General features: G+C 61.3%; 15 protein-coding genes and 1 pseudogene. 3 read left to right on the forward strand and 13 right to left on the reverse strand.

Features of this window, described 5'->3' with window-relative positions; genetic code table 11:
- Positions 1-133: 133 nt before the first annotated feature.
- The 5 genes from ricT to ACH6CV_RS12760 form a co-directional block, all read right to left on the reverse strand.
- Entirely contained in the window at positions 134-1,282 is a 1,149-nt protein-coding gene (ricT, locus tag ACH6CV_RS12740; protein WP_456358582.1) for a regulatory iron-sulfur-containing complex subunit RicT, read from the reverse strand.
- 19 nt (positions 1,283-1,301) lie between these two features.
- The gene (gene holB / locus ACH6CV_RS12745) at positions 1,302-2,192 is read right to left on the reverse strand and encodes a DNA polymerase III subunit delta' (protein WP_456358583.1); all 891 of its coding nucleotides are present in this window, start codon (positions 2,190-2,192) and stop codon (positions 1,302-1,304) included.
- Between the two features lie 153 nt (positions 2,193-2,345).
- The gene (locus ACH6CV_RS12750) at positions 2,346-2,675 is read right to left on the reverse strand and encodes a cyclic-di-AMP receptor (protein WP_456358584.1); all 330 of its coding nucleotides are present in this window, start codon (positions 2,673-2,675) and stop codon (positions 2,346-2,348) included.
- A gap of 152 nt (positions 2,676-2,827) precedes the next feature.
- Entirely contained in the window at positions 2,828-4,309 is a 1,482-nt protein-coding gene (gene spoIVA, locus ACH6CV_RS12755; protein ID WP_456358585.1) for a stage IV sporulation protein A, read from the reverse strand.
- 106 nt (positions 4,310-4,415) lie between these two features.
- On the reverse strand, positions 4,416-5,333 hold the full coding sequence (locus tag ACH6CV_RS12760; RefSeq protein WP_456358586.1) for a class II fructose-bisphosphate aldolase: 918 nt from the start codon (positions 5,331-5,333) through the stop codon (positions 4,416-4,418).
- Between the two features lie 217 nt (positions 5,334-5,550).
- Here ACH6CV_RS12760 and ACH6CV_RS12765 point away from each other — a divergent pair, with 217 nt between their 5' ends.
- Genes ACH6CV_RS12765 through ACH6CV_RS12775 form a run of 3 tightly spaced genes read left to right on the forward strand, consistent with a single transcriptional unit; the run spans position 5,551 to position 7,413 of the window.
- A complete protein-coding gene (locus tag ACH6CV_RS12765) occupies positions 5,551-5,961 on the forward strand; it encodes a hypothetical protein (protein WP_456358587.1) in 411 nt (136 codons plus the stop codon).
- 1 nt (position 5,962) lies between these two features.
- Positions 5,963-6,802 carry a DUF5685 family protein gene (locus ACH6CV_RS12770; protein WP_456358588.1) on the forward strand — a complete coding sequence of 280 codons (840 nt, stop codon included), beginning with the start codon at positions 5,963-5,965 and terminating at the stop codon, positions 6,800-6,802.
- The gene (locus ACH6CV_RS12775) at positions 6,799-7,413 is read left to right on the forward strand and encodes a J domain-containing protein (RefSeq protein ID WP_456358589.1); all 615 of its coding nucleotides are present in this window, start codon (positions 6,799-6,801) and stop codon (positions 7,411-7,413) included. Before ACH6CV_RS12770 ends, ACH6CV_RS12775 begins: the two co-directional genes overlap by 4 nt.
- 1 nt (position 7,414) lies before the next feature.
- Here ACH6CV_RS12775 and ACH6CV_RS12780 read toward each other — a convergent pair whose 3' ends face one another.
- The 8 genes and pseudogenes from ACH6CV_RS12780 to ACH6CV_RS12815 form a co-directional block, all read right to left on the reverse strand.
- Complete coding sequence (locus ACH6CV_RS12780; RefSeq protein ID WP_456358596.1) at positions 7,415-9,361, reverse strand: M13 family metallopeptidase; 1,947 nt, start codon at positions 9,359-9,361, stop codon at positions 7,415-7,417.
- A gap of 142 nt (positions 9,362-9,503) precedes the next feature.
- The gene (locus tag ACH6CV_RS12785) at positions 9,504-10,223 is read right to left on the reverse strand and encodes a hypothetical protein (protein WP_456358590.1); all 720 of its coding nucleotides are present in this window, start codon (positions 10,221-10,223) and stop codon (positions 9,504-9,506) included.
- On the reverse strand, positions 10,220-11,107 hold the full coding sequence (locus ACH6CV_RS12790) for an ABC transporter ATP-binding protein (protein WP_456358591.1): 888 nt from the start codon (positions 11,105-11,107) through the stop codon (positions 10,220-10,222). The genes ACH6CV_RS12785 and ACH6CV_RS12790 overlap by 4 nt, the downstream gene beginning before the upstream one ends.
- A gap of 13 nt (positions 11,108-11,120) precedes the next feature.
- Positions 11,121-11,495, reverse strand: a complete 375-nt coding sequence (locus ACH6CV_RS12795; RefSeq protein WP_456358592.1) for a GntR family transcriptional regulator — start codon at positions 11,493-11,495, stop codon at positions 11,121-11,123.
- A gap of 48 nt (positions 11,496-11,543) precedes the next feature.
- Complete coding sequence (locus ACH6CV_RS12800; protein WP_456358593.1) at positions 11,544-11,846, reverse strand: hypothetical protein; 303 nt, start codon at positions 11,844-11,846, stop codon at positions 11,544-11,546.
- Between the two features lie 535 nt (positions 11,847-12,381).
- Positions 12,382-13,197, reverse strand: coding sequence for a metallophosphoesterase (locus ACH6CV_RS12805; RefSeq protein WP_456358594.1), 816 nt, complete (start codon positions 13,195-13,197; stop codon positions 12,382-12,384).
- 127 nt (positions 13,198-13,324) lie between these two features.
- Positions 13,325-13,540, reverse strand: a pseudogene (locus ACH6CV_RS12810) (Wadjet anti-phage system protein JetA family protein); the annotation flags it as partial.
- Between the two features lie 163 nt (positions 13,541-13,703).
- Positions 13,704-16,193, reverse strand: a complete 2,490-nt coding sequence (locus tag ACH6CV_RS12815) for a hypothetical protein (protein WP_456358595.1) — start codon at positions 16,191-16,193, stop codon at positions 13,704-13,706.
- Positions 16,194-16,496 lie beyond the last annotated feature (303 nt).

A 16,496-nucleotide genomic window follows, 5' to 3' on the forward strand; every position in this document is an offset into this window, starting at 1 on the left:
AAAACCCCGAGAGGTTTAAAGGGCCGCAGCCCTTCACGCATCCCGCCCCGGCTTGCAGGCGGTTCCCGCAACCGGATTGTGCCCAGGCAGCCGCTGATCTATTCTGCCGCCGCCTGGGGTTCCCTCGGGAAATTCAGCAATCCGGTTCCCCGTCGCCAGTTCCCTCGCGGGCGGCCGCAGCCGGTCGCGAGGGATTACTCAGCTTGTCGAAGTACTGCTCGGTGCTCTGCTTGGGGGCCTTGGGCCGGGTCGAGCGCCGACGCGGCCGCTCGGGCTTGTCGGGCGCGGCGTCCTTGGCGCTGTCCTTCGCGCCGTCCTGCGCGGCCTCCTTGTGCCCCTTTGCGCCGCCTGGTTTTGGCTGCGAGTCCTTGGGCGGCCGGGGCTTGCTCCTTTGCTGCGGTCCGGCTTCACCGCTTTGCGGCTGGCCCTGCTGCGGCTGATGCTGGCGCTGTTCGCCGCCCTCGCCCGCGTGCTGGAGCTTGCTGACCTCCTCGAGCGGGTACTCGCGCACGTCGTAACTGTCGCCCTCGCCGCGCACGCGCGCGCGCACCCTTTCGCGGATCACGTTGATGTCGAGGATCGTGCCGGGGCCGTCGGGCGTCATCCCCTCGCGCCCGACGCGAGGCAGCCGTTTGAGCGCGGCCTCGTAGTGATCCTGCTCGTACTTGAGGCAGCACATCAGCCGCCCGCACTGGCCGGATATCTTGGTGGGGTTGAGCGACAGGTTCTGCTCCTTGGCCATCTTGATCGACACCGGCTGGAAATCGCCGAGGAACGCGCCACAGCAGATCGGCCGGCCGCAAGAACCCAGCCCGCCCAGCATCTTGGCCTCGTCGCGCACGCCGATCTGCCTGAGCTCGATGCGCATCTTGAACACGGACGCCAGATCCTTGACCAGCTCGCGGAAGTCGACGCGCCCGTTGGCGGTGAAGTAGAAGATGATCTTGGAGCCGTCGAATGTATACTCCACGTCGACTAGCTTCATCTCGAGCTGGTGGTGCTGGATGCGCTCGTGGCAGACGCGGCGCGCCTCCTGCTCGCGGTCCCGATTGAACTCGGCGCGGCGCAGGTCCTCGGGCGTGGCCACGCGGATTACCTTCTTGAGCGGGGAAACGATCTGATCGTCGTCCACCTCGCGCGCGCCCGCGATCACCTCGCCCAATTCAACGCCGCGCGAAGTCTCGACCACCACCTGGTCGCCCGCCTTCGGCCACACCTCGCTGGGGTCAAAATAATATACCTTGCCCGCCTTCTTGAAGCGGACGCCGATCACCGTCGTCATGGGTGTAATCCTCCAAGCATTAGGGTCTAGCCAAATCGAAGTATAGCATTTCGACGGCCGACTGCCAGCTTACGTTGCTTTGAAGCATCTTCCGCGCGCGCATAACGCCTTGCAGCAGCCGCGCCCCGATCTCTTCCCCGCCCCGCATGCGCGCGCGCGCCGCCTGTTCCATCACCTCAAGCGCCCGCCGGGCCTCGGCCTTGTCGTCCTTAATCAGCGCGAACGCGTCCGCCACGTCGGCGGGCCTGTGCAGCGCGGACAGGGAACGCGTCACCCGCTCGCGCAGCGCCCAGTAGTCCCCGTCTTTGTCCAGCGCGAGCGCCTTCCCCACCGAGCCGTCCGCGATTTCGGCCAATTGCGCGGCGCGTTCGGGCGCATGACCCAGCCGGATCAACGCATCCGTGAGCGCGTCCTGCGAAAGCTCCGCGAACCGGATCAGTCGTACGCGCGATTTAACCGTCGGCAGCAGCCCCGCCGTGCGCTCGGCCAGCAGGAAGAACACCGCGCCCTCGGGCGGCTCCTCGAGCGTCTTGAGCAGCGCATTTTGAGCCTGTGCGGTCATGCGGTCGGCGTGCTCGACGATCACCGTGCGCCGCCCGCCCTCGTAGGATCTGATCGACAGCCGCTCGAGCGCCGCGCGCACCTCGCTGGCGCCGATCGCCTTGTCGGAGGCCAGCACGATGTGATCGGGGTGCGTGCCCGCGAGGTATCGCTTGCAGGACGGGCAACCATCGCAGGGCCTCTCCCCCGCACCCGCGCAGTTCAGCGCGCGCGCGCAGATTGCAGAAAGCGTCCGCTTGCCGGTGCCCTCGGGCCCGCAAAACAGATAGGCGTGCACGGGTTCGCCCGCCACGCCTTTGAGCCGCCCGATCAGGGCATCGCAACCGTAAAAGTCGTCAAACCGTCGCATGGCACTCCGTTTCTTCGGGAGATTTGGAGGGCCGCACCCTCCAAGTTCGATCCTATGTGCGGGCTTTGCGGGTGCAAGCGGATTCCAACCAAGGGCGGGCCGCCGCACGGCCGACTCGGAATCGATTCATGCAGCCGGACGCGCGTGACCGCGTCATATCTTGACAAATTGCTCGACGTTCAGCACGAAGATCGTCGCGCCGCCCACGGTGACCTCGATCGGATAGGGCACGTATACGCCGGTGGAGCCGGCGACCGGGATGGGCGAGGACGCCATCTGCTTGCGGCACTTGCATACCTTCTCAATGACGGCCATCGCGCCTTCGTACTTCTCGTCGTCCACGCCCACCAACAGCGTGGTGTTGCCCGCGCGCAGGAAACCGCCGGTCGTGGCCAGCTTGGTGACGCCGTATCCGTCGTCCATAAGGTTTCCGATCAAGCGGGAGGCGTCCTCATCCTGTACGATGGCGATGATCAGTTTCATAGTGCGTACCTCCTCGTTTACAGGTTCGCCTGACGCCTTTATTATATACGGTATCTCATGAAAAAGCAAGTCCATCGATATTCCGCAACCCCCGGGAGGGTTTGGAGGGTCAACGCCCTCCCCGTTCAGCCAAAGGTGCTTCGCGCGACCGGCTATAATAGGATGCAAATCATGCCGCCGCTGCCCTCGTTGATGATCTTGGTGATGGCGTCCTTGAGCTTGATCTGCACCTCACCCGGCATGCGCGTCAGCTTCCCCGACAGCCCCTCGCGCATCAGCTCCGACAGGGGTTTGCCGAACATGTTGGTCTCCCAGATGCTCGACGGGTCGGTCTCAAACTCGCTGAGCAGGTACTTGACCAGCTCGGCCGACTGCTGCTCGGTGCCCACGATCGGGCTGACCTCGGCGCCGATGTTCACGCGAATCAGGTGCAGCGACGGGGCGCTGGCGCGCAGCCGCACGCCGAACTTGCCGCCCTGGCGCACGATCTCGGGCTGCTCGAGTTTGAGCTCCGACACCGAGGGCGCGACCAGACCGTAGCCGGTCTCGTCCACCGACTGGAGCGCCTCGGCTACCCGGTCGTAGGCATGCTTTAGCTGGGTCATCTCGGTCATCAGCTTGAGCAGGTGCTCCTCGCCGTCCACCTGCTGGCCGCTGGCCTCGCCCAGCACCTGATAGAACAGCCCGTCGGTCAAGCGCACCACGTAGTCGGCCGCGCCCTCGTTCAGCCGAATCTCGGAGGGCTCCGCGCCCAAGGTGTACGGTCCCTCGGCGAAGGCCGCGCGCAGGCGCTCGTGATCGCGCACCTTGCGCATGCCCTGCGCGGCCTGAACAGCCCGCTCGTACAGCGCGGCGGGCAGCCAGTGCTCGCCCGGCAGCGCGCCCACCCAGGCGGGCAACCGCAAAAAGACCTGCGTCAGCGGGAACTCGAACAGCAGCTGCTCCATCAGCGCGGTCGCGCCCGATTGATCCATCTCGTTCACATTCATCGCCACGACCGGCGCGTCATACTTCTCGGTCAGCGATGCCGCCAGCCGCCGGGCCGCGTCGCTGTCGGGCTCGCGGCAGTTGAGCACCACCGCGTAGGGTTTGCCGAGCGCCTTGAGCTCGCGGATTACCCGCTCCTCGGCCTCGACGTAGCCCGCGCGCGGCAGCTCGGTGATCGAGCCGTCGGTGGTGACCACCACGCCCAGCGTCGCGTGGTCGCTGATGACCTTGCGCGTGCCCACCTCGGCGGCCTTTTCAAATGGAATGTCGTACTCGAACCAGGGTGTGCGCACCATGCGCGCCGCCTCGCCCTCCTGCGTGCCCAGCACGCCCTGGATCAGGTAGCCCACGCAGTCGATCAGCCGCACGCGCACACCCGCGTGGTCGCGCAGCGCGATCGAGGCCGACTCGCCGGGGATGAATTGCGGCTGGGTGGTCATGATGGTCTTGCCCGCGCCGCTCACCGGCAGCTCGTCGACCATGCGCGAGCGTCTCTGCTCCCCCTCGACGCCCGGCAGGATCATGGTCTCCATGAAGCGCTTGATGAACGTGGATTTCCCCGTGCGCACCGGGCCCACCACGCCGATGTAAATATCGCCGCCTAAGCGCCCGGCGATATCCCGGTACATGTCCGCCTGTCTGTCCATACAAATCCTCCTCGCCCGGTAGCCGAAGGCTTCTCGCCTTTCAAGCCTATGAGCGTGGGGGCTTGGGCAGACCACAGCGAAGTGAAATTTGCCCTACGGGCACATTTCACGCGTCGCAGGCGCCCGCCAGCACCGCAGCGTCGCCGCTGGTTTGCAGGAAGTCGCGGATCAGCTCGCGGCAGCGGTCGTACACCCTGTCCTGCGCCGCCGTCACGCTCTTGCCTTCCTTGACGGCGGCTTCGTAAGGCTGGCGCAGCTCGGTGCCCACGTTGATCTTGGCGATGCCGGCCCTGATGCCGCGCCGGATGTAGTCCCGCTCGATCCCGGAGCCGCCGTGCAGCACGAGCGGGATATTCAGCGCGCGCTCGAGCTCCTCGATCCGCCCGATGTCCAGCCGCGCCGCCGGCTTTTTCTTGTCCAGCAGGTTGTCGGCGATCGCGCCGTGCACGCTGCCCACGGCCACGCTCAGCCAGTCGCAGCCGCTCTCGCGCACAAAGCGCAGCGCATCGTCGACCTCGGTAAAGCCCAGCCGCTTCTCGAATATCTCCTCGTACGGGATCGACTGCTCTCTGGTCTCGTGCCCCATCACCGCGCCCAACTCGGCCTCGATCGGTACCTTCGCTTTGTGCGCCAGCTCGGCGGCGCGCGCGGTGGCCGCGATGTTGCCCTCAAGCGACAGGCGCGAGCCGTCCACCATCAGCGACTGGTAGCCCGCCGCGATCGCGCGCGCCAGAATGTCCATGTAATCGACCTCGAGGTGATCCTCGTCGATCACCGGCACATGGTCGAGGTGCAGCAGCGTATAGCCCGGCTTGTGATGCCGCGCGTATTCCTCGGCCACGCGCTCAAGGCTCTCGGCCTCGAACTTCACCCATTCGAGCCGCGCCACCTGGATCATGGCGACCGAGCGCTCGTCGGCCACCGCCTGGGCGATGGGCCGCATCATGTCAAGGTGCGGAATGTTGAACGCGGGCACGACCAAAGCGTTTTGAAGCGCCTTCAGGACAATTGCTTGCGGGTTCATGGGAGACCTCCTCGTATCAGTATGTTGAAGGAAGCGCCGATGCGCCTCTTCATTATAGGTCCCTCCTCATGCCCCGGCAAGCCTTTTTCAATGAACTTTTCGCCGCCGCCGATTGCAATTGTCCGTGCGGCACATTATACTTATGAAGATTAAACCCTCCGACATATGCTCGACAAATGCGTGGTGTAGGATGGCTCTGAGGTGAATGAGGATGCGGATGTTCGATAAAATCATAATGGCCGTGCGGCGCTTCATGAGCGGACGGCACGGCGCGGATCAGCTGTCGCTGGCGCTTGTCTATACGGCGATCGCGCTCAACGTGCTGACGCTTTTGATCCCGCGCGCGGGCGCGCTGGGCATCCTGTCGATGGCGATGCTGGTCTTCGCGCTCGTGCGCATCTTCTCGAAGAACCACGAACGGCGCTACCGCGAGAACGCTTGGTATGTAAAGCACGTGGGCTCGTTGTCCGCGCAGATCCGGCAGGCGTGGACGCGCTTCAAGAACCGCAAGACCTATCTCTATTTCGATTGCCCCCAGTGCCGCGCCAAGCTGCGCCTGCCGCGCGGCAAGGGCGAGGTCACCATGACCTGCGGGCGCTGCGGACACGCGTTCAGAAAGCGGGCCTAGTATGTTTGGGTATGTTCTCATCAACAAGGAGACGCTTCAGGACGCGGAAGTCGCGCGCTTTTCCGCGTTCTATTGCGGGCTGTGCCGCGCGCTCGGCCAGCGCTACGGCGCGCTCAGCCAGCTGGCGCTGAGCTACGACATGACCTTCCTTGCGCTGCTGCTGACTTCGCTCTACGAGCCCGATACGCGCTCGGGCGCGGCGCGCTGCGTGGCGCACCCCATGGGGCCCCGCCCCTATTTGGAAAACGCCCTGATCGACTACGCGGCCGACATGACCGTCGTGCTGGCCTATCACAAGGCGCTGGACGACTGGCGCGACGACAAGAGCCTGACCGCGCGCACCCAGTCGCAGCTGCTCAAGGGGGGTTGCGCGCGCGTCGAAAAGCTCTACCCGCGCCAGACGCAGGCAGTGCAGCGGGGACTGACGCAACTGACCGAGCTCGAGCGGGCCGGCGTACGCGAGATCGACCCGCCCGCCAATGCGTTCGGCGAGACGCTCGGCGAGCTGTTCGTCTACCGCAAGGACATATGGAGCGACGCCATGCGCCAGCTGGGCTCGGCGTTAGGCCGGTTTATCTACCTGCTCGACGCCTACGACGATCTTCAGGCCGACCGCAAGAAAAATCGCTACAACCCGCTTCTGGGTCTCGCGGACGAGCCCGACTTCGACGCGCGCGTCAAGTCGTACCTTACATTGCTGCTGGGCGAGGGCACGGTGGCGTTTGAGCAACTGCCGCTGGTCGACGATTTGGGCCTGCTGCGCAACATCCTGTACTCGGGCGTATGGACCAGATACGAGGCCATCCGCCGTGAGCGCGGCGGGAAGGGGGCAAACGAATGATCGACAATCCCTACAAGGTGCTGGGCCTGTCCGAGGGCGCGTCCGACGACGAGGTCAAGGCCGCCTACAAGCGGATGGCCAAGAAATATCACCCCGACCTCAACAACTCCTCGCCCTACGCCGAGGCCAAGATGAAGGAGATCAACGAGGCCTACACCCAGATCATGAAGGGCGACAAGGGCGCGGCCACGGGCCAGGGCTACGGCGGCTACGGGGCCTATGGCGGCTACGCCGGCCAGGCCCACGCAGGCTCGCAGGAGTCCTCTCGCATGCAGGCCGCGCGCAACTACATCAACGCCGGCTACTACCAAGAGGCGCTGGGCGTGCTGCGCCAAATTGACGAGCGCACCGCGCGCTGGTATTATTACAGCGCGATCGCAAACGCCGCTCTGGGCAACCGCGTGGAGGCGGCGGCCCACGCCGAACGCGCCGCGCGCATGGAGCCGAACAACTTCGAATACCGGCGGTTGCTCGACCAATTGCAGCACGGCGCGTATCAGTACCAAGAGTTTGGGCGCGAATTCACCATGCCCACGATGGACATGGGCCGGGTATGCCTGGGGCTGTGCGCGACGCAGTTGCTGTGCCGGCTGTGCGGGTGTTGGTGTTAGTTCACCAGATTATCACCCGTTCCTCGGGCGCGCGGTACATGCCATCCCCTTCCCGGATGTCAAAAGCGGCATGGAAATCATCCATGTTTTGCAGCTGGATATTCGCGCGCAGTTTGCTGGGCGCGTGAACGTCCAATGTCAGCAGCAGCGCCTCGTATTCCGGCGTGGCCTTTTGCCGCCAGATCGTCGCCCAGCTGGTAAACAGCGCCTTCAAATCCACCTCCGCTTCCCGCTTGGCCGCTTCCAGCGCGCAGGCGAGCCCGCCCGCGTCGGCCACGTTTTCCGCCATGGTCTGCGTGCCGTTGACCACACCGCCGGCATGCTCGAGCCCGTCGAACTCCTTTACCATGTCCTGGGAAAGCTCCTCGAATTTCGCGTAATCCGCCTGCGTCCACCAGTTCTTCAGGTTGCCCAGTTCGTCAACCTTGGCGCCGTTGGGGTCGAACGCGTGAGAAATCTCATGCGCGACCACCGCGCCGATGCCGCCGTAATTCGCGCAGGCGGGCTGCTCCAGGCTGTAGAATGGGGCTTGCAGGATGGCGGCCGGGAAGTTGATGCTGTTGTTCATCGGAGAATACATCGCGTTCACCGTGTCCCCGGAGAGTGGCCACAGGCCGCGATCCACGGGCTTGTTCCACTTGCTGAAGCTGTCGAGCAACATCAGGCGAGTGATGTCCATCGCGTTGTCGATCAGCGTGCCGCCCTCCGCCGCCGGCTTGATTTGAATCTGGCTGTAGATCGGACGGGCCGCGTCCGGATAGCCGACGTTGATGGCCATGGCGGTAAGCTTGCTGATTGCGGTCGCGCGGGTATCATCCGAGAGCCAAACGTTGGCCGACAGGCGATCCTTGTAGGTGTCGATGATCGCCTCCACCATATGTCTTACATCCTGCTTGGCCTGCTCGCCGAAATAGGTCTGGCCGTAGTAGATGCCCACCGGTTCGCTGAACGTGCCCGCGGCCAGATAATAGGCGCTCTTCTCGCGCGAAGCGGCCTCGGCGACACCGGAAAGCATGCGGCTAAAACTGCCCGCCTCCACGCGGAAGCCGTCGCTGAGGTAGGACGCGAAGGCATTGACCGTATTCACCAGCATCCAGCTCTTCATTGCCGGGAACGTCCCGTCATTGACCAGCGCATCGAACGCGGCGAAGTAATCGGGGTTGGCGACGATGACTTTATCCGGAACTTCGCCAAGCAATTCCTCGATCGGCGCGGAGAAATTTACGGACTTGATTTGCGCGTCGAATTCCGAAAAATTCATGGGGTTGTACATCTTGGTATAGTCGCTGGCTTCCTCGGCGCTCTTCGTATAGGGCGCGAGGCTCTCGTCGAACGCCAGGGCCTGCCGGACGATTTCCTCGGCCTCCGCCTCCGTCTTGCCCGCCATCACCAGCAACTTGGTCGACATCTGCGCATAAGCGCCCTGCAGCGCGGCCTTGGTCTGCTCGTCCGCGTAATAGGACTTATCCATCAGGAACAGGCCGGGGTCTGCGATATACAGCGCATGGATGGCGGCATTGCCCATGTCGGCCTCGACGAAAACGCCGAAGGGCGCAGGCATCCCCTCAAGCATCCATTCCTTTAATTGGCCGGCAAAATCCTCGAGACTTTCGAGGTGCTCCACCCGCTCCATAAAAGGCAAAAGCGGTTTGCCGCCCGCGGCATCGCGGGTTTCAAAATCGGAGGCCAGGCGGTAGAATTCGACGAATTGGGATAACTGCTCGTTGCCCGGCTGCTTTTCTCCGCCGAGCATGGCGGCAAAATCCGCCATCAGAGCCTTTTCCACGCCATCCACCAGATTCATAAATCCGCCGGTCGAGGGCTTATCCGCCGGAATCTCGGCGGAGGCATACCATTCGGCGTTTACGGCGTCGTAGAAGTCGTCCTTGAGCGAGGGCGCTTGCGCCAGCACGGCCATAGCATTGCCCCCGAACAACGTGACCGCCATTGCAATACCGAGCATCGAGCGTATGAGCTTCTTCACAATCTTCACTCCTTTACCATCCAAATTATAGCACGAACAGACGGCACATCGCAACCCGTTTGTGGGGGGGCGATCTCGGATCGCCCCCCCACGGATTGCCCGCTCCTCATCCCTTCATTGTCAATCGCCGCAGCGGGATATAACTCGCCGCCAGGAACGCCACGCCCACGAGCGCCAGCTTCCCGGCCAGCATCAGTTTATCCCCGCCAAAGAAACCGGCCATCGCTCTGGCGAGCGCTTCGGTATGCGACAGCGCGCACCAGGTAAACAGCGCGCCCAGGCACAGCGAAACCAGCAGCATCGGCTTAGCCCAGCGTTGGAAGAGCAGGGTAATGCACTGCGTTATGGCAAGCAGCGCAAAGGCGATGGCGGCGGGCAGCAACACGCGCACCCCCCACGGCGCACCGCCGAACATAATCTCCTGTATCGTCGCGTTGCCGAGCCGGACCGACAGCCCCATCAACCGGGCCAGCCCGTTGCCGATGGCCGTCGTCAGCCATTGTGCCGGCAAGCTCAAAGCCACCGTCGCCACCCCGAGAATCGCCGTGCCCAGCACGACTTGGCCCGCCCAGACCTCCTTGCGCGTCGTGCCCAACGCGATGTGCATCCGGCCATACTGGACGACATAGATGCCGGCAGAGATACACATGTAGACCACCGCCGAGGGAAAGATGTCCGACGCGCTGATCGTGTCCGGCGTGCTCACCAGCGCGGCGACCATCAGCGGGATCCCCAGCGCGAACAGCGAATAGGCGCCCACCATAATCATGAGATTTCTGCCCAGTACGCCCTTGAGATAATACTTGAGTATCACGCCAATCCTCACGATGCCGCACCCCCCTTCCCGGCCTGCGCGCGTCTCTCCTGCGTCAGGTACACAAACAGCTTTTGCAGCGGCACACCCTCGATGTTTACGCCGTCCACTTCTCGCGGCGTGCCCTTCACGCAGACTACCTTTGTGCCGCCCAGTTGGTCGTCGTGCAGAATCTTCAACCCGGCGACGGCCCGGTCCACCTGTTCCTTCGGCCCGCTGACGTAACGCGCGCCCTCCAGCAACTCCGCGAGCTCCCCGTCGTACAGCATCTGCCCGGCGTCGATCAGCGCCACCCGCTCGAACAGCCGGCTCACCTCGTCGATCAGATGGGTAGAGATCACGACGGTACGCGGGTGCTCGGGCAGATCGCGGATGATCTCGTCGTAGAACGCCTCGCGCGCCACCGCGTCCAGCCCCAGCGAGGGCTCGTCGAACATCACCACCGGCGTGCGGCAGGCAAGCCCCGCGATCAGCCCGAGGCTGGATTCCATGCCCCGACTCAGCTGCTTCACGCGCTTCTTCACATCCAATTCAAATCGTTCCAGCAGCCGGTCGGCATAGGCCGCGTCCCAGTTGGGGTTCAAGTCCCGGCACAGCGCCAGCACCTCGCGCACGCGATACTCTTTGAGATAGGGTGTCTTTTCCCGAATCAGGCACAGCCGGTTCAGCGCGTGCGCGTTTTCCGGGATCGGCTCGCCGTCCAGCATCACCCGACCCCGGTCGGCAAAATTCTGGCCGTGGATGATTTCAAGCAGCGTGGTCTTCCCCGCGCCGTTGCGGCCCAGCAGCCCGGTCACCTGTCCGGGCGCAAACGAAAGGCTCACGTCGTCCAGCGCGAGGGTGTGCCCGAAGCGCTTGGTGATGTTTTCCACGCTGACGGTGGGATTGGTCGTCATATCGCGTCCTCCTTTATCCTTGGACCGGTGTTTTTTCAATCTGCGCGAGCAGCTGCCGCCGGTCGATGCCCAGCCGCGCGGCTTCCCGCAGGATCGCCGGCAGCGTCTCGCTCAAGAACACCTGCCGGCGCTTGCCGGTCAGCTTTTGCACCGCACCGGGAGCCACGAACATCCCGATCCCGCGCTTCTTGTATACGATGCCTTCGTCCACCAACAGGTTCACCCCCTTTGCCGCCGTCGCCGGATTGATCGCATAGAACTGCGCAAACTGGTTGGTGGAGGGAATGCTCTCCTCCTCCTTGAGCGTCCCGGATAGAATATCGTCCTCAATGGACCGCGCGATCTGCAAATACAGATTCTCCCGCGCATCCAAATTGGCCACGGCCATCGAGCCACCTCCTCCATATCCCCATTGGTCAACCGGTTAATCACTCCACTAGCTAACTATATGGCAAGCGGCGGCAAATGTCAATGAAGTTTCGGAGAATTTATACCAATCGAAATCATTAACGCGCTCATCGGGCGAGTGGGTTTTCGTCCTGGCGGTTCGGTACCGCACGGTGCGGCAGGGGAGGCGGGCGAGTTGGGATATGATGTTGCGCCGGTCGTGCATCAGGTACTCGACGTAGTCCCGCTCCCAGCGGTACAGCGTCATGACTGGCACGCCCAGCTTATCGGCCAGCGCGGATTCCTGCCAGTAGCGGATTTGCGCCCCGATCGGCAGGCTATTTGCGTACACCCGGTACGCCTGCCAGCCGTGCCCGCACCCGACGCCCAAACGGCGTCGGCCGCTTGTTGTGCTTATCCAGCCGTACGGCAAAACTCAGCTGACCCAAACTCCGATTGGCTCCATATTTAATCCAAAGCACGACAAAGCCCTCGCATTTCTACGAAGGCTTCATTCATATCAAACCTAACGTTTGATCGTGGCTCCTCAGGTTCGGTTCTGGTATTGTTCACGAAAACAATCCAGCGGGTCGAGGTCGGTTCACCGGCGGCGTACGATCGCAATGAATATCGCGCAGCCGAAGATCACACCTCCATACAGCGGGCCTGCGAACCACATAGCGATGCCGAAACTCTTGAAACTGCTTTACATGGCGCCGAGCATCAGCGCCATCAACCCGCCAAACGCCAGTCCCGCCACGATCGCAGCGCGTAAGAACGCGGCCAATGCAATCCCCAGCAGCCTCATGACCATCCGGAGTGTGTATAGCGGTATAAAAAGGTGCTCCCAGGAACATATCGTATATCCGCACCACGATAGCTTCCTCTCACCCCGCGCTCTCCAGATCGACGACGACCAGTTCCGGCCGATTGAAGATTCTCGGAATTCGCGTGCTTTCTCTCGCCAGTCCGCGACTGACGATCAGCCATGTGCCATTCACGAGATATTTCCCCCCGGCGTACCTGGGAAACCATCCCTGATTCGGAGCAAACAGGCCGTTGACGATTCCGGGCAATCGCCACTGACCACCGTGTGTGTGGCCTGAGAGCACGAGATCAAAGCCATACTCCGAATAGCGCTCGATCTCCTCCGGGCGATGCGCGAGCAAAATGGTGTACTCACCGTTTTCTTGCACGTCCTTCAGCATCTTCAGTTGTTCCTTTGTACCAACTGCCGTTTCTGTGTAAGAAACGACATCCGGATCGCTTACCCCGCAGACGTTGATTTTCTGCCCGTTCACCTCAATTGTATCATACGTCCCATTCAAAACCGTCACGTCATACGACCGAACCAGATCCAAGATTCCGTCGATGTTCCCGCTCCAGTATTCGTGATTCCCGGTGACATAGTAGCAGGGATATTTGTCGGCAATTCCCTTAAGCAGCTGTTCCGCACGATCGTTGGGCAAGATGTCGTCGAAGATATCGCCACCGAGCAAGACGATATCCGGATTCTGTTCGGCAATCTCCCGGATCAAGTCGGCCTGATTGTCCCCGTATCTGCAGGAGTGCAGATCCGTGACAAGCACGATGCGCACCGCGCCCGTCATTTTCTCCGACTTCACTTTGTACGTCTGTACCCGCAGTGTCGGGTTCAATGCCAGCATGATGAGCGCCAGCATGATCGCAATCAGTACGCCCATCAGCCTGCGCCTTTTCTTTCTTAGCTTCACAGGTATTCGTTCCTTCCCAGACGTACCGTCGTAAGTACGCCTTCCGTCGTTGTTTTCCAGCATTATACATGATGGTCAGAAACACATCAAGCAGGGTATCAACATAAGCGCGAACACGCGCTACCGGGTAGCCATTCTTGATTTGCTCCATCATTCCAGGCATGGCTGATTCCGAAAAGGCGTCGTCCGTATCAATTGAAAGCGGCGTCGTGTCGATCCGTCGGCTTCTAACATTTTTATGATAAAGGGATTTCCCATCGACAAGTTCCTGGCGATTGACGCGGATATTCCTCTCAAACATACTGCCCAAAACGTCCCGATCGGCAGATTGCGCGTTTGAATACGCCCTGAATGCTCACACCCTGCCAAATTGAAGAACGATACCACACCTCTTTAGAAAGTGAAAAACGCAGGGATTCTCATGTTTTTGTGCATGAAAGTATCTGCGGTCCATTCTGCATAACGGGCCGTATGCTCTAGTCCGTCCCAAGCCGATCCCTCAGTGCGCGGATGATGTCTGTCATTGCCTTGTCGCGCGGAAACTGCTCGCGGAAGTCCCACCAAAAGCCGCCGCCAACGCTCCCACGATAGCCCAGCGCCGCGTTGTAGTATTGCTTCAAGACAGCGTGCCTTGCCGCCTTGTTGGGACTCGATTTGTCGTAGGCCCACCAATACTGTTGTTCCGGTTCCCAATACCCCAGCTCACCGATCCCGATTTGGGCCTTGGGGAATTCAGCCCTCATCTGATTCATCACTTGATCGAAGGCGAGACCCATCGGCGCTTGCTCGGGGTAGAGGGAGATGAGCGCCACATCGATGTTCTGCCTTGTGGCGGGCGAGAGATTGCTCGCCGCCCAGTTGAACAGGGCGCACTCCTTCGAACCGGTGTTGATCTGCCAGAAGAGCGTCAGCACCGTCTTCTTTTTCGCCGTGTTGTGTACATAATCGGCCGTCCTCGCGACCTTTTCCGCAATGGAATCGGTCAGCCAGCTTCCGTTCACCTCGTTGCCAATCTCCCAGGTGTCAATCTCGGGAAAGGCGCGAATAAACGCCTTGAATCGCTCAAGGTACTGCTCCACCGTGTATTCCTTGTCGTAAAAGGAATCGACCGGTTGCCCCAATATCTTGAGGCCCTTTGATTTTGCGTACCGCACCATTTGCTCATAGTCGGGCGGCCCATTGCCTGCATCAAACACAATCCTGATCCATCCGTAGGGATTTGCCATGGCGGCGATTAGGTCACAGTTCCTCTTGTAGTTGTCGGTCGTGTCGATTGTCACGCCGATCCACGGCACCGACGAGTTCATGCGCGCCTGTGCGTATGCGGGGCCGTATTCCGCCAGCATAGCGTCATAAGCGGCGGCGAGTTGATCGAGGGCAAGTTGTCCAAGCTTTCCCCTGATCGATTCCTTGGGGCTATCTTTTGCAGCCCGAAGGTTCTCCGCGGCGATGGCATAGGCCTTTTGAAACTTCCGCGATGGTTTGTAGTCCGGCCTCGCCTTAAGCGCCTCGTCCAACCTCCGCTTCGTGTCGAGCGCCGCCTGATGGGTGAAATTGATGGTTCCGCGTTCGGAGAACCCCTTGCCCCCATTGTCGAGTACGACCAGCGAATACCCGTGCGGCTTGGTCGGCCAGTTCAGCGCCAGCGCCTTCGGCGTTTCCAGTGCATCGAATGACAGACCCGTGCCCGAAGCATAGATCGGGTTCATCTGCGCCACGCGCATCGTGACGGGATCGATCAGCGCATCATTGTCATAGCCCGCATCTGCGTTATTCGATAGCTTCCGTACAGCGGCGGCGGAGAGTTCCTTCCCCCGGCGGTCGTAGAACCGCAATGAGATTGTGCCCCTCTCATCCGAAAGGTCACCCAAATCGAATCGCTCAAATCGAATGCCCGCCTTTGTGCCCATCGCAAACAGCGCTTCGGCACGACCCGAAGCGGAAGTGCGCAGCATTCCATCCGTGCCCATGTAGTCCCACTCAACGGTTCCCTTTAATGTCTTGACGAAGCGAACAGAAGTTTCGGTCAGCTCCATAATGGCGATGCCCGTGTCCGGCGTGGGGTAAACGGCGATGCGTGCATTGCCCACTCGCCCCGTGACAGTTCGCGCTTCTCGCACGGTCTCCGGGAGGCCTGTCGTCTTCGCCGTAACTTTCCCATTTGTATCCATGAGGATGGCAAAGCCGCCCTCGTCCATCGCGGTACCGGTGACGAGGTATCGCGCAAGCTCTGGGACATAGCATACATCGTAATTGTAGTACTTGATATTCTTTCGTAACGCGATCGGCTTCGCCACGTTCTTTTCCGTCGTGATCGCCCCATAAAGCGTTCCGCCGCCAATGCCCCTCTTTCCGTATCGCTGAAAGACTTGGAGCCAGTTCACATCGGAACCAGCGACCAGCGGCCACCAATCCCGCGACTTTCCGACGCTGGTCTTCATCAGCAGGCCCTGCGTGCCGTCTTCATAGACCACCCGGCAGTAGATGTCGTCGCCCGTTCCGTTGCCATCGACGCCGCCGCCGTCAATCCAGCCGTCGCAAAACGTGACGAGAAACTTGTCCCCCGAAGCCGCCGCGTGCCCCGAATGCCCGCCCTGCGGGGGCATCAGCTTTTCCCCATAGGCGTGGATTTCGTGCAGATTGCTGTGCCATAAGCCGAATGTCTGGTCAAGGTACTCGCTATGTTGCCGATCCTCGGCCGTGACCAAGATCACGCCATTGCTGTTCACACAGGCGCTGGCCGGTTCTTGGGCATACGGGGCATCAACCAGCTTCTTCGCCTTTATGGGCCTATCGATGTTTTCTGGATCAAGCCATGCGCAAAAAACATCGTGCGCCCATTCCTCGCCGGGCGTCGTGGGCGGGTAGCCGTTGCTCGAAAAGACTAAAATCGGCCTATCACCAACCTGCAAGAGATTCACGCCGTGGCTGTAGCCACGATGATCCTCTTCAGCCGAACCCGCCATGCTCAGTGACATTTGTATCAGCAATAGCACAAAGAGACATGCAACCCACCTACCCCGCCACAATCGACACATCCCCATTTGCCTTCTCTTTCCGTCTTCTTCGCATATACACTTGCGACTTTAACACAAAACGCAGAAATGCGCTACCTTCTTCATGATTCTCTCCGCAAGCGGATGTAGGATTGTCAAACATGTTGGACAATCCACATAATCTGGGACAGACCCGATTTTTTAGATACTTACGACAAAAACAGGATTCACTTTCATGAATCCTGTGCTGGCTCCTCAGGTAAGACTCGAACT

Origin of the sequence: Anaerozeibacter quisquiliarum (assembly GCF_051162045.1) — a bacterium.
GTDB lineage: Bacteria > Bacillota > Clostridia > Christensenellales > Aristaeellaceae > Anaerozeibacter > Anaerozeibacter quisquiliarum.

Excerpts from the sequence above, each read along its gene's own strand:
- holB (WP_456358583.1), bottom strand. The coding sequence starts at position 2,192 with ATGCGACGGTTTGACGACTTTTACGGTTGCGATGCCCTGATCGGGCGG.
- ACH6CV_RS12780 (WP_456358596.1), bottom strand. The coding sequence starts at position 9,361 with ATGGCGGTCACGTTGTTCGGGGGCAATGCTATGGCCGTGCTGGCGCAA.
- ACH6CV_RS12770 (WP_456358588.1), top strand. The coding sequence starts at position 5,963 with ATGTTTGGGTATGTTCTCATCAACAAGGAGACGCTTCAGGACGCGGAA.
- ACH6CV_RS12765 (WP_456358587.1), top strand. The coding sequence starts at position 5,551 with ATGTTCGATAAAATCATAATGGCCGTGCGGCGCTTCATGAGCGGACGG.
- ACH6CV_RS12795 (WP_456358592.1), bottom strand. The coding sequence starts at position 11,495 with ATGGCCGTGGCCAATTTGGATGCGCGGGAGAATCTGTATTTGCAGATC.
- ACH6CV_RS12815 (WP_456358595.1), bottom strand. The coding sequence starts at position 16,193 with ATGGCGGGTTCGGCTGAAGAGGATCATCGTGGCTACAGCCACGGCGTG.
- ACH6CV_RS12760 (WP_456358586.1), bottom strand. The coding sequence starts at position 5,333 with ATGAACCCGCAAGCAATTGTCCTGAAGGCGCTTCAAAACGCTTTGGTC.
- ACH6CV_RS12790 (WP_456358591.1), bottom strand. The coding sequence starts at position 11,107 with ATGACGACCAATCCCACCGTCAGCGTGGAAAACATCACCAAGCGCTTC.
- ACH6CV_RS12805 (WP_456358594.1), bottom strand. The coding sequence starts at position 13,197 with ATGGGCGTACTGATTGCGATCATGCTGGCGCTCATCATGCTGGCATTG.
- ACH6CV_RS12775 (WP_456358589.1), top strand. The coding sequence starts at position 6,799 with ATGATCGACAATCCCTACAAGGTGCTGGGCCTGTCCGAGGGCGCGTCC.
- ricT (WP_456358582.1), bottom strand. The coding sequence starts at position 1,282 with ATGACGACGGTGATCGGCGTCCGCTTCAAGAAGGCGGGCAAGGTATAT.
- spoIVA (WP_456358585.1), bottom strand. The coding sequence starts at position 4,309 with ATGGACAGACAGGCGGACATGTACCGGGATATCGCCGGGCGCTTAGGC.
- ACH6CV_RS12750 (WP_456358584.1), bottom strand. The coding sequence starts at position 2,675 with ATGAAACTGATCATCGCCATCGTACAGGATGAGGACGCCTCCCGCTTG.